This window comes from Streptomyces sp. NPDC111520, assembly GCF_055635295.1.
In genome coordinates this window covers 509912-533056 of the sequence record NZ_JBVKBW010000001.1, presented here as the reverse complement: position 1 = coordinate 533056, position 23145 = coordinate 509912, and the positions used below count along the sequence as shown (strand labels likewise).

Below are 23145 nucleotides of genomic sequence, written 5' to 3'. Positions count from 1 at the left end.
GTTGGTTTGTTCGGGCTCCGTTCGGCAAGGATGATCGGTCCTTCACCGGAGTGTCCGGTCCGCGGCGCCGAATGTCCGGATTCCGGAGCGATTTTCCGTCCCAATTGCCCTTTCGTGGGCCTTCCTTGGGATCTTCTTGGCGAACGCATGTCCCTGGCATGAGCTGTTCACGTGAAGAGTGGCGTGGCGGTCCACGCGCGTCGCGGTTCCGGCGCGCCGCCGTTCCGCGAGAACTTCACACAGCAGGGGGTCACATGAGTTCCACCCGCTCGAGAAGGCGGGCCGGCCTGGCCCTGGCGGCGACACTGCCGCTGGTCGCCGGTGCGCTGGCGATGGGCATACCCAGCGCCCAGGCCGACGCCCCGCACGGACGGCACGGCCTCGCCGGCAGCAAGCCGGCCTGGGCCACCGCCAAGGCCGACAAGGGCGCGACGGCGGACTCGGCCTCGGTCACCCTCCGGGTCTACCTCGCCGGCCGCGACGCCCAGGGCCTGGCGGCCTACGCCAAGGCGGTGTCCGACCCCGGTTCCGCCTCGTACGGCGAATACCTCTCGGCGCAGCAGGCCAAGGCCCGTTTCGGCGCCACCGCGCAGCAGGTCGCCCAGACCCGGCAGTGGCTCGAGTCCTCCGGCCTGAAGGTCACCGGTGCCAACGACCGCTACCTGACCGTCACCGGTGACGTCGCCGACGCGGAGAAGGCGTTCGGCACCCAGCTCCACAACTACGCGAAGGGCGCCAGGACTTACCACGCCCCGACCGGGACCGCCTCCGTCCCCGCCGCCCTGGGCGGCGCGGTCCTCACCGTCACCGGCCTGGACAACTCCCCGCGGCGCGCGCGGCACCAGGACACGCTGCCGCCGCCCGGCGCCGTCTTCAAGAACGCCGGCCCCTTCTCCACGTACTACGGGTCGAACACCGACAAGAAGCTGCCGGTCGCCTACGGCACGCACGCCCCGTACGCCGTCAAGGGCTACACGGGCAAGCAGCTGCGCGCCGCCTACGGCGCGGGCTCGTACAACGGCAAGGGCGTCACCGTCGCCATCACCGACGCCTTCGCCTCCCCGACGATCGTCGCCGACGCCAAGAAGTACGCGGCACGCAACGGCGACGCGGCGTACAAGCGCGGCCAGCTCTCCCAGGTGCTGCCGCGCGACTACCGCTACACCAGCCCCGAGGAGTGCGACGCCTCCGGCTGGTACGGCGAGGAGACCCTGGACGTCGAGGCGGTGCACGCGGTCGCCCCGGCCGCCGACATCACCTACGTCGGCGCCTCCTCCTGCACGGACGACGACCTGCTCGACGCCCTCGCCAAGATCGTCGACCACCGGCTCGCCGACATCGTCTCCAACTCGTGGGGCGACCTCGAGTCCAACGAGACGCCGGACATCGCCGCCGCCTACGACCAGATCTTCCAGACCGGCGCGGTCGAGGGCATCGGCTTCTACTTCTCCTCCGGCGACGCGGGCGACAACGTCGCGAACCCGCTGGGCACCGGTGCCAAGCAGGTCGACACCCCGGCGAACTCCCCCTGGGTCACCTCCGTCGGCGGCACCTCGCTCGCCGTCGGCAAGGGCGACAAGTACCAGTGGGAGACCGGCTGGGGCACCCTGAAGGCCTCCCTCTCCGCGGACGGCTCCGCCTGGACGGCCTTCCCCGGCGCCTACACCTCCGGCGCGGGCGGCGGCACCAGCAAGCTCTACGCGCAGCCCTTCTACCAGCGCGGCGTCGTCCCCAACGCGCTCGCCCTGGCCAACGGCGGCACGGTCAAGCAGCGCGTCGAGCCGGACATCTCGGCCGTCGCCGACCCGAACACCGGGTTCCTGGTCGGCCAGACCCAGGCCTTCCCGGACGGGTCCTTCCAGTACAGCGAGTACCGGATCGGCGGCACCTCGCTCGCCGCGCCGGTCATCGCGGGCGTCCAGGCGCTGGCGCAGCAGGCCCGGCACGGCGTGCCGATCGGCTTCGCCAACCCGCTGATCTACGACCGCTACGGCACCGGCGCGTACCACGACGTGACCGACCACCCGCTGGGCCGCGGCAAGGACCTCGCGGTGGTCCGCGTGGACTACGCCAACGGCTTCGACGCGGCGGACGGCCTGCTCACCTCGCTCCGCAGCCTCGGCAAGGACAGCTCGCTGTCCGCGGTCGTCGGCTACGACGACGTGACCGGCGTCGGTACCCCGGCGCGCGGCTACCTCGACTCGTACCAGCCGCACCACCGCTGAGCACGGCCGGGAACGGCACGGAAGGGCCCGCACCGGGGGGAACCTCGGTGCGGGCCCTTCCCGCTCTGGGGTACCCTGACCGCATGCGTGCCGTACGCCTTCTGCTTAGTAAGCCGTGCTGACCAGGTTCGATGTCAGCGCGGCGCCCCTCCTGTGCGAGGGGCTTTTTCGTTTCCGCAGTTCCGCGGTTCCGCAGGCAGATGTCCGTACGGCGGCCGGGCCGCAGGCCGTCATGACAGCGATGGAGTACGAAGGACGATGAGCGAGACCACCCCCGCCGCGGAGGCGGCTGCGCCCCACCGCTACACGGCCGCCCTGGCCGCCGACATCGAGGGCCGCTGGCAGGACTTCTGGGACGAGCACCAGACCTTCGCGGCCCCGAACCCCACCGGTGACCTGGCCGGGGACGGCGAGCTGGCCAGGCCCAAGAAGTTCATCATGGACATGTTCCCGTACCCCTCGGGCGCGGGGCTGCACGTCGGCCACCCCCTGGGCTACATCGCCACCGACGTCTTCGCCCGCTTCCAGCGGATGACCGGCCACAACGTGCTGCACACCCTGGGCTTCGACGCCTTCGGCCTGCCCGCCGAGCAGCACGCCGTGCAGACCGGCGAGCACCCCCGGGTCACCACCGAGGCGGCCATGAACAACATGAAGTCCCAGCTGCGCCGGCTGGGCCTGGGCCACGACAAGCGCCGGTCGTTCGCCACGATCGACCCGGATTACTACAAGTGGACCCAGTGGATCTTCCTGCAGATCTTCAACTCCTGGTACGACCCCCAGGCCGACCGCGCCCGCCCGATCGCGGAGCTGGTCGAGCAGTTCGAGAAGGGCGAGCGCGCCGTGCCTGGGGGCACCTCCCAGGCCGGAGGCTCTGGGGGAGGCCGCGCCTGGGCGGAGCTGACCCCCGCCGAGCGCGACACCGTCCTGGGTGAGTACCGCCTGGCCTACGCCTCGGAGTCCCCGGTCAACTGGTGCCCCGGCCTGGGCACCGTGCTGGCCAACGAGGAGGTCACCGCCGACGGCCGCTCCGAGCGCGGGAACTTCCCCGTCTTCAAGGCCAAGCTGCGCCAGTGGATGATGCGCATCACCTCCTACGCGGACCGCCTGCTGTCCGACCTGGACGCGCTGGACTGGCCCGAGGCGATCAAGCTGCAGCAGCGCAACTGGATCGGCCGCTCCGAGGGCGCCAAGGTCGACTTCGCCGTCGACGGCCACGCCGGTACCCCGGTCACCGTCTTCACCACCCGCCCGGACACCCTGTTCGGCGCCACCTACATGGTGCTGGCCCCCGAGCACCCGCTGGTCGACACCGTGGTGCCGGCCGCCTGGCCGGAGGGCACCAAGGACGCCTGGACCGGCGGCGCGGCCACCCCGGCCGAGGCCGTCGCGGAGTACCGCAGGCAGGCCCAGGCCAAGTCGGACGTCGAGCGGCAGACCGAGGGCAAGAACAAGACCGGCGTCTTCAGCGGCGCCTACGCCGTGAACCCGCTGACCGGCGCCCGCATCCCCGTCTTCGTCGCCGACTACGTCCTGATGGGCTACGGCACCGGCGCGATCATGGCCGTCCCCGGTCAGGACGAGCGCGACTGGGAGTTCGCCACCGTCTTCGACCTGCCGATCGTCCGCACCGTCCGGCCGCCCGAGGGCTGGGAGGGCGAGGCGTACACCGGCCAGGGCCCGGCGATCAACTCCGCCAACGACGAGATCGACCTGAACGGCCTGGAGGTCGCCGACGCCAAGCGCAAGGTCATCGCGTACCTGGAGCAGCGCGGCATCGGCGAGGGCACCATCAACTTCCGCCTGCGCGACTGGCTGTTCAGCCGCCAGCGGTACTGGGGCGAGCCCTTCCCGATCGTCTACGACGAGGACGGCGTGGCCCACGCGCTGCCCGAGTCGATGCTGCCGCTGGAACTGCCGGAGGTCGAGGACTACTCGCCGCGCACCTTCGAGCCGGACGACGCGGACACCGAGCCCGAGACCCCGCTGTCCCGCAACGCGGAGTGGGTCCACGTCGAGCTGGACCTGGGCGACGGCCGCGGCGTGCGCCCGTACCGCCGCGAGACCAACACCATGCCCAACTGGGCCGGTTCCTGCTGGTACGAGCTGCGCTACCTGGACCCGCACAACGACCGCGCGCTGGTCGACCCCGAGATCGAGCGGTACTGGATGGGCCCGCGCGAGGGGCAGCCGCACGGCGGCGTCGACCTGTACGTCGGCGGCGCCGAGCACGCGGTGCTGCACCTGCTGTACGCCCGCTTCTGGTCCAAGGTGCTGTTCGACCTGGGCCACGTGTCGTCGGTGGAGCCGTTCCACAAGCTGTTCAACCAGGGCATGATCCAGGCCTACGTCTACCGCGACGGCCGCGGCTTCCCCGTCCCGGCTGCCGAGGTCGAGGAGCGCGACGGCGGCTGGTGGTACGGCGGCGAGCAGGTCAAGCGCGAGCTGGGCAAGATGGGCAAGTCCCTGAAGAACGCCGTCACCCCGGACGAGATCGCCGCCGAGTACGGCGCGGACACCCTGCGCCTGTACGAGATGGCGATGGGCCCGCTGGACGTCTCCCGCCCCTGGGACACCCGCGCCGTCGTCGGCCAGTACCGGCTGCTGCAGCGGCTGTGGCGCAACGTCGTGGACGAGGCGACGGGCGAGGTGACGGTCACGGACGCCGAGCCGGACGAGGACACCCTGCGCGCCCTGCACAAGGCGATCGACGGCGTCCGCCAGGACCTGGAGGGCCTGCGCTTCAACACCGCCATCGCCAAGATCACCGAGCTGAACAACCACCTGACCAAGGCGGGCGGCCCCGTGCCCCGCTCGGTGGCCGAGCCCCTGGTGCTGCTGATCGCGCCGCTGGCCCCGCACATCGCCGAGGAGCTGTGGCGGCGGCTGGGGCACGACGGGTCCCTGGCGCACGAGGACCTGCCGGTGGCCGACCCGGCGTACGTGGTGGACGAGTCCGTCACCTGCGTCGTCCAGATCAAGGGCAAGATCAAGGCCCGTCTGGAGGTGCCGCCGACGATCTCCGACGCCGACCTGGAGGCCCAGGCCCTGGCCGACCCGGCGGTCGTCGCCGCGCTGGACGGCGCGGGGGTCCGCAAGGTGATCGTGCGGGCGCCGAAGCTGGTGAACATCGTTCCGGCGTGACGCGTGACGCGTGACGGTGTGACGGCTGGGGTCGTCGGCGTGATGCCGGGCTGATCGTTCGGCCGGTTGGCAGGTTGGCCGGTTGGCAGGTTGGCCGGTTGGGCGGTCGGCTGATAGGCCCAGGTCGGTGTAAGGGGCGGGTAAGGGTTCTCCCGGAACCCTCGCCCGCCCCCGTCCGTTTACGGTGGACGAACAGCCGACCGAGCAGACCGGGCCGGTCAGACGACCGGGCCGACCGGGCAGAGGAGCCGCCGTGGATGTCGCCATCGCCCTGATCCTGCTGCTCTTCGCCTCCTTCGTGGTGCTCGGCGTCGTCGCCACGGTCAAGACCGCGCGGGCGGTCAAGCGCGGGGTGGAGCGCACCGGCATCGAGGCCCGCCGGGTGGTCGAGGAGACCGGCCTGAAGGCCCGCCGCTACAGCCGGCCCGGGCCCGCCGGGAAACTCGCCGAGCTGCGCCTGGCGCTGCGCACGTCCGTCACGAGCACGGGGGAGGCCCTGGAGGGACAGGCCGCCGCCGACCCGTCGCTGAGCGAGGCCGTCGCCCTGCTCGGCCGGCTGCGCTCCCACGCCCAGGAGCTCGACGCGGAGCTGAGGCTGCTGGAGCGCGAACCCGACCGCTCCCGCATCGCCGCCCGGATCGGCGAGCTCGAGGAGCGCACGCGGCGTATCACCCACTCCGCGGACTCGCTGCGCTGGGCCGCCCAGGACCGCGCCCGGCGCTTCGCCGACGACGACCTCGCGGCGCTGGGCCGCGACATCGACCTGGAGGCCGGGGCGTTGCGCCACTGGGCGCCCGCGGCGCTCCCGGAGCCGGAGCCGGGACCGGGGTCGGAACCGGGACCGGGGTCGAAACCGCACATTCAGCCGGGGACGCGGCGCGAGCGGGCGTCCGAACCCGGCGCCGGGCAGCCGCCCAAGGCGCTGTGACGGGTCCGGTGCGGCCGGGACGGGAACCGGGGACGTTCACCCGGGTTCACCTCGGCGGAGCCGTACTGTCGCCGGGCCTTCCGCGCGGGTAACCTCCCGCACATGTCGTCCCATGTCGCTATCGTCACCGATTCCACGGCCTACCTGCCGCAGGAGGCCCTGACCCGGCACCGGATCACCGTGGTGCCGCTGGCGGTGGTGATCGGCGACGAAGCGCTGGAAGAGGGCACCGAGGTGTCGGCGCCCGCGGTCGCCCGCGCACTGCAGCGGCGCAAGCCCGTCACCACGTCGCGGCCGAGCCCGGAGGAATTCGCCGCCGCCTACCGCGCGGTGGCGGAGGCGGGCGCGACCGAGATCGTCTCCCTGCACCTGTCGGCCGAGTTCTCCGGCACCTACGACGCGGCGCTGCTCGCGGGGGCGCAGGCTCCGGTGCCGGTGCGCGTGGTGGACACCGCCATGGTCGCGATGGCCCTGGGGTTCCCGGTGCTGAGCGCCGCCGAGGCGGCGGAGGCGGGGGGTTCCGCGGACGAGATCGTGGCGGCCGCGGAGAAGCGGGCCTCGGACACGTCGGCGTACTTCTACGTGGACACCCTGGACTACCTGCGCCGGGGCGGCCGTATCGGCGCGGCGCAGGCGCTGCTCGGGTCGGCGCTCGCCGTGAAGCCGCTCCTGCAGCTGGACGAGGGCCGTATCCAGCTGCTGGAGAAGGTCCGTACGGCCTCCAAGGCCCTCGCGCGGCTCGAGGAGATCGTGGTCGAGCGGGCGGGCACCCGGCAGGTGGACATCGCCGTCCAGCACCTGGCCGCCGCGGACCGCGCGTCCGCCCTGGCGGAGCGGCTGCGGGCGCGGGTCCCCGGGCTCAACAGCCTCGTCCTCAGCGAGGTCGGCGCGGTGATCGGCGCCCACACGGGACCCGGGCTGCTGGGGGCGGTCGTCTCCCCGCTGTGACGTCTTTCGGGTGACGGGGTTATCCACAACTTGTGGATTGTCCACAGGATTTGAGCAAGATCATCTTGTGGGCGGTGTTCCGCCTACCGTCCCTGACATGGGATCGACCACCGCAACTCCTCGCCATCGCAGGCATCCGTCCGCATCCGCGGTCACCGCGGCGTCCGCGGCGACCCCGCATGGGGCCGCGACCGCAGCCGCCCCCACCGCGGTCCTGGAACGGGCCGCCGCGCTCTTCGAGCGTTCTCCCGCACCTGCCGCGCGGCGGGGTGTGCCGGAGCCACGGGAGCGACCGGAGCCACGGGAGCGACCGGAGCCGCGCGAGCGGCTTGAGTCACGGGAGCGGCCGGGGCCGCCAGGGCGTGGGGCCGCGCCGGACCCACCAGGGCGCCGGGTCGGGGGCGCCTGGCGCCTGGCCCTCACCGAACGCCTCCCCACCTGGTTCTCCGTCCGCTGCGGCATCGAGGCCAGGACCGCGGCCGCTCTCGCCGTCGTGCTCCTGGTCGCCATGGCCTTCGCCGTGCACCACTTCTGGACCGGCCGGCCGCGTACCGTCGCGGTGCCCCCGGTCGCGGCGGCGCTGCCCGCCGCCGCCGAGGCCCCCGTCGCCGCCCGGCCGTCCGCCGCGGCCGGGCCACGGGCGCCGGATCCCACGCCGGGGGCGAAACCGGTGCTGGTCGTGGACGTCGCCGGCAAGGTCAGGGCGCCGGGGCTGCGGCGGCTGCCCGCGGGTTCCCGTGTGGCGGACGCCGTGGCGGCCGCCGGGGGAGCGCTGCGCGGCACGGACACCAGCGCCCTGAACCTGGCCCGCCTGCTGGCCGACGGGGAGCAGATCGTCGTCGGCCGCCCCGCCCCGCCGCCCGGGGCCGCCGCTCCCGGGGTGGCCGCCGCGAGCGGTCCCGTCAGCCTCAACACCGCCACCGCCGAGCAGTTGGACGCCCTGCCCGGGGTGGGCCCCGTGCTCGCCCGGCACATCATCGACTACCGCGGTCAGCACGGCGGCTTCACCTCCGTCGAGCAACTGCGCGACGTCAACGGCATCGGCGACCGCCGGTTCTCCGACCTCAAGCCGCTGGTCACCCCATGAGCGCGCCCGCGTCCCGCCCTGCGGTGCACGCGGCGGCCGCCTCACCGCGCGGCGCGTCGAACCCGCGTCAGGAGGGCCCGGCGGACCTGCGTCTGGTGATGCCGGCCCTCGCCGCCTGGCTCGCCGCGGGCCTCGCCCTCGCCGTTCCGGGGCGAGCCGTGGTGGGGGCGTGCGCGGTGGCCGTCCTGGCGGCGTCGGCGTCCCTCGTCCGCCGGTGGACGACGGCGGCCACCGTGGTGCTCTGCGCGGCGGTGTCCGCGGCCGTGGCGGGGCTGCACGCCGCGGACCTGCACCGCGGCCCGCTGCCCGCCCTGGCGGCCGAACACGCGCACGCCAGGGTCGAGTTACGGCTGACCTCGGATCCCCGGCTGGTCCGCCCGCAGGTGCGCGGGGCCGTCCGGGCCCCGGACGCGGTGGTGGTGGAGGCCGAGGCCGTGCGTGTGGTGGCCCGGGGCGCGACGACGGCCGTCCGCACACCGGTCCTGCTGATCGCCCGGCAACCGGCCCGCACATGGCTGACGTTGCTGCCGGGGACACGCGTCGACGCGCAGGCCCGGCTCGCCCCGGCGGCCGGCCCGGGCGACCGGGTCGCCGCGGTGCTGTCGGTCCGCGGGCCGCCCCGCGTCGTCGAACCGCCGGGCCGTGCGCAACGGGTGGCCGGCGGACTCCGGGCGGGGCTGCGCGAGGCCACCGAGTCACTGCCGCCCGACGCGCGGGCCCTGCTTCCCGGGCTGGTCGTCGGGGACACGTCCCGAATCCCGGTGGAGTTGCACGAGGCGTTCGAGGACACCGACCTGACCCATCTGACCGCGGTCAGCGGTTCCAACCTCTCCCTGGTGCTGATCCTGCTGATCGGTCCGCCCGGCCTCGCCCTGCGCGCCGAGCGCGGCGGCCTGGCGCCCCGGCTGGCCCTCCCGCTCCGTGTGACGGCCGTGCTCGGGGGCGCCCTCACCGCGGCCTTCGTCGTCGTGTGCCGGCCGGACCCGAGCGTGCTGCGTGCCGCCGCCTGCGGACTGATCACGCTGCTGGCCATCGGCACGGGCCGTCGCCGCAGCCTGCTGCCCGCGCTGTGCGGAGCCGCCCTGCTCCTGCTCCTCCTCGACCCCTGGCTCGCCCGCTCCTACGGCTTCGCGCTGTCCGTGCTGGCCACCGGTGCGCTCCTGCTCCTCGCGCCGCGCTGGAGCGCCGCCCTGCGGCGGAGGCGGGTGCCGCCGCGCCTCGCGGAGGTCCTGGCCGCTTCGGCGGCGGCGCAGGCGGTGTGCGCGCCCGTGGTGGCGGTGCTGGCCGCCCACGTCAGCCTGGTCGCCGTGCCGTGCAACCTGCTGGCCGAACTCGCGGTGGGCCCGGCCACCGTCCTCGGTTTCGCCGCCCTCGCGGCGGCGCCGTTCGCCATGCCCGTCGCCAAGGCCCTCGCCTGGGTCGCGGGCTGGCCGGCCGGCTGGATCGCGGCGGTGGCCCGGCACGGTGCCGCCCTGCCCGGGGCGACGGTCGACTGGCCCGGGACCTGGGCGGGCGCCCTGCTGCTGGCCGCCGTCACCGTCGTGGTGGTCGCGGCCGGGCGCCGGCTCCTGCGCCGCCCCTGGCTGTGCACCGCCGCCGCGCTGCTGCTCGTGGCCGCCCTCGTGCGCCCGGTGCCGCTGCCCCGCTCGGTGACGGGCTGGCCGCCGCCGGCCTGGCGGCTGGTGGCCTGCGACGTCGGACAGGGCGACGCGTTGGTGCTCTCGGCAGGGGACGGCACCGCCGTCGTGGTCGACACCGGCCCGGAGCCCCGGCTCGTCGACCGCTGTCTGCGCTCCCTCGGGGTCACCGCCGTCCCGCTGCTCGTCCTCACCCACTTCCACGCCGACCACGTCGCCGGCCTGCCCGGGGTCCTGCGGGGTCGCTCCGTGGGCGCCATCGAGACCACCACCCTCGACGAACCGGCCGACCAGGCCGCCTTCGTCCGCCGCCAGGCGGCCGCCGCCCGGGTCCCCGTGCTGCGCGCGGCGCCAGGGGAGCGCCGCCGCCTGGGCCCCCTGGACTGGCGTGTGCTGTGGCCGGCCGCGCCCGCCCTCCCCGCGGCCGCCGACGGCACCGCCGACGACGCCAACCCCAACGACGCCAGCGTCACCCTGCTGGTCCGCACGGCGGGACTCAGCGTGCTCCTCCTCGGCGACCTGGAACCCGCCGCCCAGCGCGCGCTTCTGAGTGCCGTCCCCGACCTCCCGCCCGTCGACGTCCTCAAGGTCGCCCACCACGGCTCCGCCTACCAGGACCCGGCGCTCCTGGCCCGGCTCCGGCCCCGTCTGGCCCTGGTGAGCTGCGGCGCCGGCAACCCGTACGGGCATCCGTCCCCCCGCACCCTCGCCGCGCTGCGCGCCCAGGGCACCACCGTCCTGCGCACCGACCGGGACGGCCCGGTCGCCGTCCTGGGCGACCGGGAGGACCTGCGGGCGGCCGCGGGCGGTCCGTCGCCCGGCGCAGAGCGGGCCGTCCGGGGACGGCGAAGGGCCCGCACCGGTGTGCGACCGGTACGGGCCCCAGGGGTGCCGGGGACGGGCGGCGGCTCAGACGTTCCCGAGGCCCATCTCCTCCTCGGGCACGGAGATCACCCACCGGGTGCTCTGCCGCGGCCGGAGGTAGCAGAGCCAGTAGGCGAGGGAGGCGGCGACGATCACCCCGGTGATCACCAGGTCCTTGGTGGTCTGCTGGGTCAGCACGTACGCCAGCACGACGACCAGCAGCAGCGGCACCGCGGGCCACAGGGGCATGCGCCAGGCCGCGCGCTTCCCGTGCCCGCCGCGGCGCGAACCGAGGGCCGCGAGGGCGACGACGACGTACATCGCGGCGACCGCGACACCGGTGACGCCGCTCAGCGTCTCCACCGGCACGAAGCACAGCACCGCACCGGGCACGCCCACCGCGAGCGTCGCGATCCACGGGGCGCCGAACCGCTTGCTCAGCGTGCCGAAGGCCCTGTTGACCGGGGCCGGCCAGGCGCGGTCCCGCGCGGAGGCGTAGAGCACCCGGGAGTTCTGGATGACCATCACGATGCCCGCGTTGACGATGGCCAGCGCGATGCAGAGGCTGATGAAGGTGCCGACCGCCGAGTTGCTCCAGCCCTGCACGAGGGCGGAAAGGTCCCCGGCCGTCAGGGAGTTCATGTCCGGCGCGCCCAGCGTGATCGCGATGGTCGGCACGATCACCACCAGCGCGCCGATGCCGAGCGTCCAGAGCACCGTCCGCGAGACCGTGCGCCGCGGGTTCTCCATCTCCTCGGACAGGTACACGGCGGTGCTGAAGCCCTGCAGCACGAAGAGCGCGATCGCCAGCCCCGCGATGATCGTGCCCGCCGTGACGGCCGTGCTCACCCCGTGCCCGGCCTCCGTCACCGGGTGGACCAGCACCGAGGCCGGCCGGGAGGTGTGGGAGAAGCCGAGGAAGGCCACGACCCCCGCCGCGACGACCTCCAGCACCAGGAAGATGCCCGTGATCCAGGCGTTGGCCCGCAGGTCCAGCAGGCCCATGACGGTGGCGAGCAGCATGACGGCGGCGCCCGCGATCTTCGGGTCGATCTGCATGATCGGCGCGAGGTACTCGCCCGTGCCGAGCGCGATGATCGGCGGCACGATCATCACGACGATCAGGGAGAGCACGAACACGATCCATCCGGCCAGCCGGCCGATGAGCGTGCCGACCATCGCGTACTCGCCGCCCGCGCTCGGTATCAGCGTGCCGAGTTCCGAATAGCAGAAGGCCACCGCGATGCAGAGGACGGCCGCGACCACGATCGTCAGCGCCGTCCCGGTTCCCAGGTCGGCGAAGAGCGGGGGCACGATGACGAACAGCGAGGAGGCCGGGGTCAGGCACGACAGCGTCAGAAGCGTTCCGCCGACCACACCGATCGACCGCTTGAGCGACTTCGGGGCCTCGATGGGCGGGGCGAGCGGCGAGTGCGGGGCCGTCGGCGGGTGGAGCGTGTCGGTCATGCGCGCATCCGATCGGGTCGGGCTTGAGGGGGCTACCGCCTCCGGTCCAGGGAAACACGAAGCGGAATGTTCATTTCCGCTTCCGAGGATGAAACCGCGCCCGTCAAGCCCGCGTCAAGAGTCTCCGGGCAACGAAATCCGAAGATCAACTACCCCATGTCCGACGCAAAACCGGCAACTTCAGATCCAACGCTGTGGATATCGACGCTCGGAGATCAGAATAGCCACACCCCTTCCTTCATCAGGTCCCGGTCCCGCATCTCGGTCGCCGTCCCCCAGGCCTGCACCCATTGCGGCCGGATCGCGTAGAACGCGTACGAAGGCCCGTCACCTCGGGGATCCCACGCGGCCTTCGCCGCGAAGGCGTCGCCGACGCCCTCCGGCAGCCCCGCGAACTCCACGACCCGGGCCGTGCCGTCGACGAGCACCAGATCCCGGGTCTGTCCCAGGCTCAGCCGCACCCGCCCGGAGTCCGCCAGGTTCCGCCCGGTGGGATTCGTCCTCCGGGTGGCGAGCCACAGCTCCGTCCCGTCCCACCAGAAGGACAGCGGCACCAGGCACGGCACCCCCTGCCCGTCCGCCGTCGCCACCCACACGTCCTCGTCGTCCCTGAGCCGGGCCATCGCCCCGGCGTGCCGCTCGCGCAGTGTTCGAGTCATGCGGGCGAAGCTATCCGGGTCTGGCGCGGCCGTCGCGGATTCCCCAAGACTGCCGCCATGGACGCTTCCCAGGTCGACGCCTACCTCCGTCGCATCGGCGCCGCGCGCCCCCGGCGCCCCGACGCGGCGGCCCTCCACGAGTTGCAGGTGCGCCATCTCGTCGCCGTCCCCTTCGAGAACCTCTCCGTCCATCGGGGCGAGGGCGTCACCCTGGACCCCAAGGCCCTCTACGACAAGCTCGTGACCGCCCGCCGGGGCGGCTTCTGCTACGAGGTCAACGGCGCCTTCGGAGCCCTCCTCACCGCCCTCGGCTACGAGGTCACGCCTTATGCCGCCCGCACTTTCGACGGCCGGCGCCTCGGCATCCCCTTCGACCACATGGCGCTGCACGTCCGCACCTGCGACGGCGCCACCCTCCTCGCGGACGTCGGCTTCGGCCGCCACGCCCACCACCCGCTCACCCTCACCCCCGACGTCGAACAGACCGACCCCGGCGGCGTCTTCCGCTTCACCGGCGCCGCCCACGGCGACCTCGACCTCCACCACGACGGCGAACCGGTCTTCCGCCTCGAGACCCGGCCGCGCGAGCTCGCCGATTTCGAGGTCGGCTCCTGGTACCAGCAGACCTCCCCGCACTCCCACTTCACACGGTCCCTGACCTGCTCCCGCCTCACCGAGGACGGCGGCCGGCTGACCCTCTCCGGCCGTACGCTCATCACCACGGCCCCCGACGGCACCCGCCGGGAGGAGGCCCTCGGCACCGACGCCGCCGTCCTCGCCGCCTACCGCGACCGCTTCGGCCTCGCCCTGGACGAGGTCCCCGAGGTCCGCGCACGGCCCGCGTGAACCGCCCGCCGCGGCTCAGGGCACCACCGCCGTGGCGGTGACCTCCACCAACTGGCCGGTGTACCCGAGGCAGCCGACCCCGAGCAGCGTCGACGTGTGGGGCCCCTCGCTCAGCCCCGAGTCCCGCACGACCTCCCAGACCCGCGACAGTTCGGCGGGGTCGGTGCCCACCACGTACACCGTGCTGGCGACGACGTGCCGCAGGGCGCTCCCCACGGCGCGCAGGGCCTCGTCGAGGTTGGCGACGACCTGACGCGCCTGGGCGACGGGATCGCCGGGGCCCACCAGGGCGCCCTGCGCGTCGAGCGGTACGGAACCGGCCATGAAGGCGAGCCGCTGTCCGGCCTCGACGACCGCGGCGTGCGCGTACCCGGGCGGCGGGAACAGGGTCGGGACGATCGTGCGCTGCACCACGGGGGCCTCCTGGCTCGTACCGGCTGACCCCGCGATCCTGCAGAGCCACCGGCGCGGACGCCACCGGGTTTCCGCCGCCCGCGCCCCGCGCCCCGCGCCCCGCGCCCCGCGCCGCCCGCTGCCGCGGGGCCGGGAGCCCGCCGTGAAGTGCAACCACCGTGTCACGGCTTGTCCATGGCTCCGTCTCGGCACGCATGAAGGGCCGGGGGCCGTGGCAGGTTGACGGCATGACCATCATCGGCTGGATCGTACTGGGCCTGATCGCGGGCGCCATCGCGAAGATACTGCTCCCCGGGAAGGACCCGGGCGGCGTGGTCGGGACGACGCTGATCGGCATCGCGGGCGCGGTGGTCGGTGGCTGGCTCTCGGCGAAGTTCCTCGACCACCCCATCACCAAGGACTTCTACGACCTGCCCACGTGGGGTGCGGCCATAGGGGGCGCGCTCGTCCTCCTGATCATCTACCGCATCCTGTTCGGCGACTCCCGCCGCTGACCGCGGACGCAGCGGACGCGGCCGACGCGGGCAGCAGTTGCACGTCCTCCCGGCGCACGGACAGGGCCTGCGAGCGGCGCGGGTCCCACAGCCAGATCCAGTCCCCGGAGGCCCCGAAGGACAGCACGGGGTGGTCGGCCGGCACCGGGCCGTTCTCCACCGGAAGGGGACCGTCACCGACGGGCACCACGCACATCAGGGTGCCGCGCACCCCGAAGTACGCCACCGGTGCGTGCCCCCGCCGCGCGGCGGAGGCCGCCTCCCCGGCGGCGCGGTCCGCGTCGCGGGCCCCGGCGAGGAGCGCGACGGCCGCGAAGGACGCCGAGAGCAGCACCGTGACGGCGACCAGGGCGAGGCGGTTGTCGCCCTTGGCGATGTGCACGTGCCGGAGCCAGCCCGCGACCGTGGTGAAGATCAGCACGAACCCCAGCGCGAGGCCCAGCGGTTCCGCGGCGGCCGCGTACGGCCACAGGTCCCCGGCGGAGCGCACGGAACCCGAGGGGACGCCGAACCGGTCGAGGTAGGACGCCTGCATCAGCCGGCCGAGCCAGGTCGTCATCGACCACCCCACGGGCAGGGCGAGCGGCACCAGCCAGACCGCGTTGCGCGAGAACCACGAGTCGCGCACGGCGAAGTACACCCCCGGCGCGCAGAAGGGGGCCACCACCGCGGGCCACCACAGCGGTCCCGCACCCGCCTCGGCGGCCGCCCAGCCCAGCAGCGCCGCCGCCGCGACGGCGACGGCCGCACGAGGCACCGCCCGTGACGCGCCACGGCCCGCCCGCGCGGCCGCACCGGCCACCGCCCTGGCCGCCGCCTCCTCCGTCTCGGGCGGCGCCGGCCGCAGTTCGAAGGACTCGGTGGTGAAGGCGGCGCCGCCCAGGGGCCGTTCGGCGACCTCCCGCTCGACCGCCTCGCGGGTCAGCCCGGCCGGCAGCCGCAGCAGCCGGTGCGCGCCGCGCCCGCCGAGGGCGGCCCGCCACCGGACCAGCCGGTCACGCGGTCCGGTGCCCGTCCCGGGACGGCGGACGACGCGGTACTCGGTCCGCGGGTCGTCGGGCCGGAGCAGCAACGCCACGTCCCGGACCCACAGTCCGAGCTGATGGGTCCTCGCCAGCCGCTCCACGGCCCCGCACGCGGCCCTCTCGGCCCTCCAGCGGGAGCCGCCCAGCCGTACCTCGACGACGAGCGCGACCCGGCCGCCGCCCGCCGTGGCCGGGGCGTCCTCACGGGCGGGCCGGCGTACCGTCCAGCCCCGCGCCTCCATCAGCCCCTGCGCGAGGGTGAGCTCGTCGGGATGGTCGACGGCCTCGACCAGGAGGCGTACCCGCTGGTTGAACGGGACGGCCGGGAGCGACCCGGCCGTCCCGGGGGGCTCCGCCCCCGGCTCCTGTGAGCGGCGGCGCTGGGCGGGGACGCGCAGCGGCACGGCCTAGTCCTCCTCCTCGAGCCAGCCCTCGAACTCCTCCGCCAGGTCGTTCAGGGCGGCGGGGTCCAGTTCCTCGTCCTCGTCGTTGATGACGACGAGCCACTGGGCGTCCTCGGCGTCGTCCTCGCCGGCGAGCGCGTCGCGGACGAGTTGGGGACGGTGGGGCAGGTCGAAGCGCTCGCTGGCTTCGTCGGCGGCCTCCTCCGCGGCATCGCGGTCGGGGAGGACGAGCACATGTCTGACGTCGGTCACCGGGACATTGTGTCGGACCCGCGTGGGATGCTGGACCGCGATGGCCAGGAACAGTACGACAGACAGCCCGCTCGCCCCCGTGACGCTCGCGGTGGGGCAGGAGGACCTGCTCCTCGACCGCGCCGTACGGGAGGTCGTGCAGGCGGCGCGGGCCGCCGACGCCGACACCGATGTGCGCGACCTCACCCCGGACGCGCTCCAGCCGGGCACCCTGGCGGAGCTCACCAGCCCCTCGCTCTTCTCCGAGCGCAAGGTCGTGGTCGTACGGAACGCGCAGGACCTGTCCGCGGACACCGTCAAGGACGTCAAGGCCTACCTGGAGGCCCCGGCCGAGGAGATCACCCTCGTCCTGCTGCACGCGGGCGGCGCCAAGGGCAAGGCCCTGCTGGACGCGGCGCGCAAGGCCGGTGCGCGCGAGGTGGCCTGCCCGAAGATGACCAAGCCGGCCGACCGGCTGGCCTTCGCCCGGCAGGAGTTCCGCACCCTGGGCCGGTCCGCGACCCCCGAGGCGTGCCAGTCACTGGTGGACGCCATCGGCAGCGACCTGCGGGAGCTGGCGAGCGCCTGCGCCCAGCTCGCCGCCGACGTGGAGGGCGCGATCGACGCGGCGGTGGTCGCCCGTTACTACACCGGCCGGGCCGAGGCGACCGGCTTCGAGGTCGCCGACCTCGCGGTGACCGGCCGCGCCGCCGAGGCGCTGGAGCGGCTGCGGTGGGCGATCGCGGTCGGGCAGCCGCTGCCCGGCATCACCTTCGCGCTCGCGTCGGGCGTCCGGGCCATCGGCAAGCTGGCCTCCGCCCCGCGCGGCGCCCGCCCCGGGGACCTGGCCCGCGAACTGGGGATGCCGCCGTGGAAGATCGACCGGGTCCGCCAGCAGATGCGCGGCTGGTCCGGTGACGGCGTCTCCGCCGCCCTGCGCGCGGTCGCCGAGGCCGACGCCGCGGTCAAGGGCGGCGGCGCGGACCCGGCCTACGCCCTGGAGAAGGCGGTCGTCGCCGTCGCGCGGGCCGCACGGTCCCGCTGAGCTCCACCCGGCCGCGCACGCCCATGCCGAAGGGCCCCGTACCGGGGAGGTACGGGGCCCTTCGGAGGCCGCACCCGCGTGGCGAACGCAGGCCGCGTGCGGCCGGTGGATCGGGGGTGCCGGTGGAGGAGCGGGTGAGAGGGACCGCTGTGTCCTCGCCGGCGGGTACTGCTACGGGAAGGTTCAGCCCTGGAGGGCCGCCACCTTGAGGGCCAGCGCCGACTTCTTGTTGGCGGCCTGGTTCTTGTGGATGACGCCCTTGCTCACGGCCTTGTCGAGCTTCTTGGAGGCGAGGCGCGCGGCCTCGGTCGCCTTCTCGACGTCGCCGGTGGCCACGGCCTCACGGGTGCGACGGATGGCGGTCTTGAGCTCCGACTTGACGGCCTTGTTGCGCAGGCGCGCCTTCTCGTTGGTCTTGTTGCGCTTGATCTGGGACTTGATGTTCGCCACGAAAGAGCCTTCTCAGGTGTGATCTGATGGGGTTCGCGCCTCGGGTAGAGGGCACGAGACGCGACTGCCCAGGTTAGCAGTCGGCCGCCGCGCCGCCCAAACCGGTGGCCGGCGGCGGGTCCCGCGGCCCTTCCCGCACCGCCCGGCACGGCCGTGGGCCCCGGCCATGGGACTATGGGAGCCATACGTATCGATCCGACCAGAGGCGACAGGCGCCTCAAGAGACAGGACCCTGCGTGCCCGCGACCCCTTCGAACGTGCCGGAGCCGAGCCGTACCGACCCGGCGCTGATCCGCAATTTCTGCATCATCGCGCACATCGACCACGGCAAGTCGACCCTTGCCGACCGGATGCTCCAGCTGACCGGTGTGGTGGATCAGCGGCAGATGCGCGCCCAATACCTCGACCGGATGGACATCGAGCGCGAGCGCGGCATCACGATCAAGTCCCAGGCCGTCCGTCTGCCCTGGGCGCCCACCGAGGGCGCCGGTCAGGGGAGGACGCACATCCTGAACATGATCGACACCCCGGGGCACGTGGACTTCACCTACGAGGTCTCCCGGTCGCTCGCGGCCTGTGAGGGCACGGTCCTGCTGGTCGACGCCGCCCAGGGCATCGAGGCGCAGACGCTGGCCAACCTCTACCTGGCGATGGAGAACGACCTCACCATCGTCCCGGTGCTGAACAAGATCGACCTGCCGGCCGCGCAGCCCGAGAAGTTCTCCGAGGAACTGGCCAACCTCATCGGCTGCGACCCCTCCGACGTGCTGAAGGTCTCGGCCAAGACCGGCCTCGGCGTCGAGGCGTTGCTGGACCGCGTGGTGGAGACCGTTCCGGCCCCGGTCGGCGTCGCCGACGCGCCCGCCCGCGCGATGATCTTCGACTCGGTCTACGACTCCTACCGCGGTGTCGTCACCTATGTCCGGGTCGTCGACGGTCAGCTCAGCAAGCGCGAGCGCATCAGGATGATGTCTACCGGCGCGACCCACGAGCTGCTGGAGATCGGCACCAACTCGCCCGAGATGTTGCCGGCCGACGGCCTCGGCGTGGGCGAGGTGGGCTACCTGATCACCGGTGTGAAGGACGTCCGCCAGTCCAAGGTGGGTGACACGATCACCCAGCAGAACAAGGGCGCCACCGAGGCCCTGGGCGGCTACAAGGACCCCAAGCCGATGGTGTTCTCGGGCCTCTACCCGCTGGACGGCTCCGACTACCCGGAGTTGCGCGACGCGCTGGACAAGCTCCAGCTCAACGACGCCGCCCTGGTGTACGAGCCGGAGACCTCCGCGGCCCTCGGCTTCGGTTTCCGCGTCGGCTTCCTCGGGCTGCTCCACCTGGACGTGATCCGCGAGCGGCTGGAGCGCGAGTTCGGCCTCGACCTGATCGCGACGGCTCCCAACGTGGTCTACCGCGTGGTGATGGAGGACGGCGCCGAGCACGTCGTCACCAACCCCAGCGAGTTCCCCGAGGGCAAGATCTCCGAGGTGTACGAGCCGGTGGTGCGGGCCACGATCTTGGCGCCCACCGAGTTCATCGGCGCGATCATGGAGCTCTGCCAGACCCGGCGCGGCTCGCTGCTCGGCATGGACTACCTCTCCGAGGACCGGGTGGAGATCCGCTACACCCTGCCGCTCGCCGAGATCGTCTTCGACTTCTTCGATCAGCTGAAGTCCAAGACCCGCGGGTACGCCTCCTTGGACTACGAGCCCACCGGCGAGCAGACCTCCAGCCTGGTCAAGGTCGACATCCTGCTGCACGGCGACAAGGTGGACGCCTTCTCGGCGATCACGCACAAGGACGCGGCGTACGCCTACGGCGTGCGGCTCGTCGCCAAGCTGCGCGAGCTTATCCCGCGGCAGGCCTTCGAGGTGCCCATCCAGGCGGCCATCGGCTCCCGGGTCATCGCCCGCGAGACCATCCGCGCCATCCGCAAGGACGTCCTCGCCAAGTGCTACGGCGGTGACATCTCGCGCAAGCGGAAGCTGCTGGAGAAGCAGAAGGAGGGCAAGAAGCGGATGAAGATGGTCGGTTCCGTGGAGGTGCCGCAGGAGGCCTTCATCGCGGTGCTCTCCAGCGACGAGAGCGCGGCCAAGAAGAAGTAGCCGGCGCGAGCCGGCCGGCGCGGCCCAACCGGGCGCACAGGAAGGGCGCTTGTCCGATTACCGGGCAGGCGCCCTTTCGTATGAGCGGTCCGGCATTCGGGTGATTGGCAAAAACCCCGGCCCGCGCGGTTTCTGCCGGGAGTCCCCGACGTTACTCATCGTGACAGGGGCGAAAGGCGTCGCTGTGGAAGGGGAATGTGAAGTGAAGTACTCGAAGGCCGCGGCCGTCGTCGCCGGTTCCGTGATCGCGCTGGGCGCCGCCGGTGCCGCCGCGTCCCCCGCCTTCGCCGGGGAGGCCCTCCCGCTCGGCAACGGGCCGATGAAGATCCTGGACGCCAAGGACGAGGTCGCCAAGACCGGTCTGAAGGCGGTCACCGGCAAGACGGGCGAGCTGCTCGGCGGCGCGGGCAAGACCGGGGGCACCAAGGGCATGATCGGCGGTCTGCCCATCGGCGGCTGAGCGCCGCGTTCCCCGCGGTGCCGCCGGTGGGTGGCCGGAGCGGTGGCCGGAAGGCGGGCTCCCCGGATTCCGGGAGGGCCCGCCGTTATGTGTACGTGCCATCCACTGGTCGTCACGGTTGCATCGCGGTGGCCGCGGCCTCTTACCAAGCGGGCGCCGATTCCCTACTCTGATCACCACTCGGTAGTTACTCACGAGTCACCCAGCTAAGAGGCGGGCCCCCGGAGGTTGTCGTGACCGACACGCAGACTTTGATCGAGAACCGGCCGCCCTCCGTGGCGAACCTGTTCCTGGAGCGCGTCGAGGCGACGCCGGACGCCGAGGCCTACCGCTTCCCGGTGGCGTCGGACGGCGGTGCCGAGTCGTGGAGGTCGCTCACCTGGAAGCAGGCCGCGGACCGCGTCCACGCCGTCGCCGCGGGCCTGATGGACCTGGGTGTCCGCCCCGAGGAACGGGTGGCCATCGCCTCCGCCACCCGGGTCGAGTGGATCCTGGCCGACCTCGGCGTGCTCTGCGCCGGCGCGGCTACCACCACCGTCTACCCGACCACCAACGCCGACGAGACGGCCTTCATCCTGGCCGACTCCGGCAGCCGGGTGCTGATCGCCGAGAACGCCGTGCAGCTGGCCAAGGCCGTCGGGCGCCGCGCCGAGCTGCCGGAGCTCGCGCACGTCGTGGTGGTCGACGCCGAGGGCGCCGACCTCGGGGACGACGGATGGGCGCTGTCGCTGACGGAGCTGGAGCAGCGCGGCAAGGTCTACCTGGAGAAGAACCCCGAGGCCGTCCGCAAGACCGTGGGCGAGATCACCAAGGACCAGCTGGCCACCCTCATCTACACCTCCGGCACGACCGGCCGCCCCAAGGGCGTACGGCTGCCGCACGACTGCTGGGCGTACATGGCCCGCGCGATCCAGGCGAACGGGCTGCTGGAGGCGGACGACGTCCAGTACCTCTGGCTGCCGCTGGCGCACGTCTTCGGCAAGGTGCTCACCGCCGGGCACATCACCATCGGCCACGTGACCGCCGTCGACGGCCGGGTCGACAAGATCATCGAGAACCTGCCGGTGGTGCAGCCCACCTACATGGCGGCCGTCCCGCGCATCTTCGAGAAGGTCTACAACGGCGTCGCCGCCAAGGCCCGGGCCGGCGGCGCGGCCAAGTACCGGATCTTCAAGTGGGCCGCCGAGGTCGCCCGCGAGTACGCCAAGGCCACCCAGGACAACCGCCGCCGCACCGGCAACGCGAGCGCCCCCTTCGGCCTCGCCGCCAAGCACGCCGTCGCCGACCGCCTGGTGTATGCCAAGCTCCGCGACGCCTTCGGCGGCAAGCTGCGCGCCTGCGTCTCCGGCTCCGCCGCCCTCTCCCCGGAGATCGGCTACTTCTTCTCCGGCGCCGGCATCCACATCCTGGAGGGCTACGGGCTGACCGAGTCCAGTGCCGCCAGCTTCGTCAACCCCGGCGAGGCCTACCGGACCGGCACGGTCGGCAAGCCGCTGCCCGGCACCGAGGTCCGCATCGCCGAGGACGGCGAGATCCTGCTGCGCGGCCCCGGCATCATGCAGGGCTACCACGGGCTGCCCGAGAAGACGGCCGAAGTGCTGGAGTCGGACGGCTGGTTCCACACCGGTGACATCGGGGAGCTCTCCGCGGACGGGTACCTCACCATCACCGACCGCAAGAAGGACATCATCAAGAACTCGAACGGCAAGTACATCGCGCCGGCCGCGGTGGAGGGCCAGTTCAAGGCGGCCTGCCCGTTCATCAGCAACATCCTGGTGATCGGCGCCGACCGCAACTTCTGCACCGCCCTGTTCGCCCTGGACGAGCCCACCATCCTCGGCTGGGCGAAGGAGAACGGGCTGGAGGGCAGGGGCTACGCGGAGGTCGTCGGCTCCGAGCAGGTGCGGGCCCTGATGGACGGCTACGTGCGGCGGGTCAACGAGGAGCTGCAGCGCTGGCAGCAGATCAAGACCTTCCGCATCCTGCCGCGCGACCTGGACGTCGAGCACGGCGACCTCACGCCGAGCCTGAAGCTCAAGCGGCCTGTCGTGGAGCGGGAGTTCAAGGACCTGATCGACGACATGTACGCCGGCACGCGGGAGGACTGAGCGGGAGGACTGAGCGGGCCGACCGGCGGGCGGCAGGACCCGGGCGGCCCCGCCCCCTCAGTCGCCCGTCCGGGGGCCCGGCAGGTCCACGCCGTGCAGCGCGCGTTCCAGCCGGGCCACGCGCCGGGCCAGCGCGGCGACGTCCGGGCGGCCGTCGGCGGCGAGTTGCCGTTCGACGGCCGCGAGGCGCTGCTCGATCGCCTCCAGCCGGTCCCGGTCGCGCGCCAGCAGTGCCCGCAACTGGCGGGTCTTGTGGTGCAGTTCGAGGAAGACGGTCACCTTCGCCCGCAGCACCCACGGGTCGAAGGGCTTGGTCAGGTAGTCCGCCGCGCCGGTGGCGTAGCCGCGGAAGGCGAAGGTGGTGTCCAGGTCGTTCCCGGTCAGGAAGATGATCGGGATGTCCTTGGTCTGGTCGAGGCGCTTGATGTTCGCCGCGGTCTCGAAGCCGTCCATGCCGGGCATCAGGACGTCCAGCAGCACCACCGCGAACTCCTGGCGGAGCAGCGCCTTCATCGCCTCCTCCCCGGAACGGGCCCGGACCAGCGGCTGGTCCAGGATGCCGAGGACGGCCTCCAGGGCGACCAGGTTGTCCTCCATGTCGTCGACG

Annotated in this window: 18 protein-coding genes and 1 pseudogene; 12 read left to right on the top strand and 7 right to left on the bottom strand. The window is 73.1% G+C overall.

What is annotated here, in order from left to right:
• Positions 1-254: 254 nt before the first annotated feature.
• From ACZ7MY_RS02475 to ACZ7MY_RS02450, 6 genes and pseudogenes are all read left to right on the top strand, one after another.
• The gene (locus tag ACZ7MY_RS02475) at positions 255-2225 is read left to right on the top strand and encodes a S53 family peptidase (RefSeq protein WP_499598904.1); all 1971 of its coding nucleotides are present in this window, start codon (positions 255-257) and stop codon (positions 2223-2225) included.
• A gap of 258 nt (positions 2226-2483) precedes the next feature.
• Complete coding sequence (gene leuS / locus ACZ7MY_RS02470; RefSeq protein ID WP_499598902.1) at positions 2484-5369, top strand: leucine--tRNA ligase; 2886 nt, start codon at positions 2484-2486, stop codon at positions 5367-5369.
• Between the two features lie 253 nt (positions 5370-5622).
• Positions 5623-6297: a hypothetical protein gene (locus ACZ7MY_RS02465; RefSeq protein WP_499598900.1), complete on the top strand. Its 675-nt coding sequence runs from the start codon at positions 5623-5625 to the stop codon at positions 6295-6297.
• Positions 6298-6399: 102 nt separating this feature from the next.
• Complete coding sequence (locus ACZ7MY_RS02460) at positions 6400-7245, top strand: DegV family protein (RefSeq protein WP_499598899.1); 846 nt, start codon at positions 6400-6402, stop codon at positions 7243-7245.
• Between the two features lie 97 nt (positions 7246-7342).
• Positions 7343-8332 carry a ComEA family DNA-binding protein gene (locus ACZ7MY_RS02455; RefSeq protein ID WP_499598898.1) on the top strand — a complete coding sequence of 330 codons (990 nt, stop codon included), beginning with the start codon at positions 7343-7345 and terminating at the stop codon, positions 8330-8332.
• Positions 8329-10776: pseudogene (locus ACZ7MY_RS02450) on the top strand (ComEC/Rec2 family competence protein); the annotation flags it as partial. The gene ACZ7MY_RS02455 and the pseudogene ACZ7MY_RS02450, both read left to right, overlap by 4 nt.
• A gap of 102 nt (positions 10777-10878) precedes the next feature.
• On the opposite strand, the gene ACZ7MY_RS02445 reads toward ACZ7MY_RS02450, so the two are convergent.
• Positions 10879-12300: an APC family permease gene (locus ACZ7MY_RS02445; RefSeq protein ID WP_499598896.1), complete on the bottom strand. Its 1422-nt coding sequence runs from the start codon at positions 12298-12300 to the stop codon at positions 10879-10881.
• 215 nt (positions 12301-12515) lie between these two features.
• Positions 12516-12959 (bottom strand): pyridoxamine 5'-phosphate oxidase family protein, encoded by a 444-nt coding sequence (locus ACZ7MY_RS02440; protein WP_499598895.1) that lies wholly within the window; start codon positions 12957-12959, stop codon positions 12516-12518.
• Positions 12960-13016: 57 nt separating this feature from the next.
• Here ACZ7MY_RS02440 and ACZ7MY_RS02435 point away from each other — a divergent pair, with 57 nt between their 5' ends.
• Positions 13017-13805 (top strand): arylamine N-acetyltransferase family protein, encoded by a 789-nt coding sequence (locus ACZ7MY_RS02435; protein WP_499598894.1) that lies wholly within the window; start codon positions 13017-13019, stop codon positions 13803-13805.
• Between the two features lie 15 nt (positions 13806-13820).
• Here the strand turns inward: ACZ7MY_RS02435 and ACZ7MY_RS02430 are convergent, their stop codons facing one another.
• Positions 13821-14219 carry a RidA family protein gene (locus ACZ7MY_RS02430; protein WP_499598893.1) on the bottom strand — a complete coding sequence of 133 codons (399 nt, stop codon included), beginning with the start codon at positions 14217-14219 and terminating at the stop codon, positions 13821-13823.
• 227 nt (positions 14220-14446) lie between these two features.
• On the opposite strand from ACZ7MY_RS02430, the gene ACZ7MY_RS02425 reads away from it, so the two are divergent.
• Positions 14447-14713, top strand: coding sequence for a GlsB/YeaQ/YmgE family stress response membrane protein (locus ACZ7MY_RS02425; protein ID WP_499598892.1), 267 nt, complete (start codon positions 14447-14449; stop codon positions 14711-14713).
• On the opposite strand, the gene ACZ7MY_RS02420 is transcribed toward ACZ7MY_RS02425, so the two are convergent.
• Both ACZ7MY_RS02420 and ACZ7MY_RS02415 read right to left on the bottom strand, forming a co-directional pair.
• Entirely contained in the window at positions 14676-16142 is a 1467-nt protein-coding gene (locus ACZ7MY_RS02420) for a hypothetical protein (protein ID WP_499598890.1), read from the bottom strand. The two genes, ACZ7MY_RS02425 and ACZ7MY_RS02420, sit on opposite strands and share 38 nt — an antisense overlap.
• A gap of 3 nt (positions 16143-16145) precedes the next feature.
• Positions 16146-16394, bottom strand: a complete 249-nt coding sequence (locus ACZ7MY_RS02415; RefSeq protein WP_499598889.1) for a hypothetical protein — start codon at positions 16392-16394, stop codon at positions 16146-16148.
• Between the two features lie 40 nt (positions 16395-16434).
• Here ACZ7MY_RS02415 and holA point away from each other — a divergent pair, with 40 nt between their 5' ends.
• Positions 16435-17418, top strand: a complete 984-nt coding sequence (gene holA / locus ACZ7MY_RS02410; RefSeq protein WP_499598888.1) for a DNA polymerase III subunit delta — start codon at positions 16435-16437, stop codon at positions 17416-17418.
• Between the two features lie 183 nt (positions 17419-17601).
• Here the strand turns inward: holA and rpsT are convergent, their stop codons facing one another.
• Entirely contained in the window at positions 17602-17868 is a 267-nt protein-coding gene (gene rpsT / locus ACZ7MY_RS02405; RefSeq protein WP_499598887.1) for a 30S ribosomal protein S20, read from the bottom strand.
• 236 nt (positions 17869-18104) lie between these two features.
• On the opposite strand from rpsT, the gene lepA reads away from it, so the two are divergent.
• From lepA to ACZ7MY_RS02390, 3 genes are all read left to right on the top strand, one after another.
• Positions 18105-19970, top strand: coding sequence for a translation elongation factor 4 (gene lepA / locus ACZ7MY_RS02400; RefSeq protein WP_499598886.1), 1866 nt, complete (start codon positions 18105-18107; stop codon positions 19968-19970).
• A 202-nt stretch (positions 19971-20172) separates the two neighbouring features.
• Positions 20173-20430 (top strand): hypothetical protein, encoded by a 258-nt coding sequence (locus tag ACZ7MY_RS02395; protein WP_018556619.1) that lies wholly within the window; start codon positions 20173-20175, stop codon positions 20428-20430.
• A gap of 233 nt (positions 20431-20663) precedes the next feature.
• Positions 20664-22538 (top strand): AMP-dependent synthetase/ligase, encoded by a 1875-nt coding sequence (locus ACZ7MY_RS02390; RefSeq protein WP_499598884.1) that lies wholly within the window; start codon positions 20664-20666, stop codon positions 22536-22538.
• Between the two features lie 57 nt (positions 22539-22595).
• On the opposite strand, the gene ACZ7MY_RS02385 is transcribed toward ACZ7MY_RS02390, so the two are convergent.
• Complete coding sequence (locus ACZ7MY_RS02385; RefSeq protein WP_499599345.1) at positions 22596-23135, bottom strand: response regulator; 540 nt, start codon at positions 23133-23135, stop codon at positions 22596-22598.
• Between the last annotated feature and the right edge of the window lie 10 nt (positions 23136-23145).

Coding starts and splice junctions, on each gene's coding strand:
- ACZ7MY_RS02475 (WP_499598904.1), top strand. CDS start 255: ATGAGTTCCACCCGCTCGAGAAGGCGGGCCGGCCTGGCCCTGGCGGCG.
- leuS (WP_499598902.1), top strand. CDS start 2,484: ATGAGCGAGACCACCCCCGCCGCGGAGGCGGCTGCGCCCCACCGCTAC.
- ACZ7MY_RS02460 (WP_499598899.1), top strand. CDS start 6,400: ATGTCGTCCCATGTCGCTATCGTCACCGATTCCACGGCCTACCTGCCG.
- ACZ7MY_RS02455 (WP_499598898.1), top strand. CDS start 7,343: ATGGGATCGACCACCGCAACTCCTCGCCATCGCAGGCATCCGTCCGCA.
- ACZ7MY_RS02445 (WP_499598896.1), bottom strand. CDS start 12,300: ATGACCGACACGCTCCACCCGCCGACGGCCCCGCACTCGCCGCTCGCC.
- ACZ7MY_RS02440 (WP_499598895.1), bottom strand. CDS start 12,959: ATGACTCGAACACTGCGCGAGCGGCACGCCGGGGCGATGGCCCGGCTC.
- ACZ7MY_RS02435 (WP_499598894.1), top strand. CDS start 13,017: ATGGACGCTTCCCAGGTCGACGCCTACCTCCGTCGCATCGGCGCCGCG.
- ACZ7MY_RS02425 (WP_499598892.1), top strand. CDS start 14,447: ATGACCATCATCGGCTGGATCGTACTGGGCCTGATCGCGGGCGCCATC.
- holA (WP_499598888.1), top strand. CDS start 16,435: ATGGCCAGGAACAGTACGACAGACAGCCCGCTCGCCCCCGTGACGCTC.
- ACZ7MY_RS02385 (WP_499599345.1), bottom strand. CDS start 23,135: ATGGAGGACAACCTGGTCGCCCTGGAGGCCGTCCTCGGCATCCTGGAC.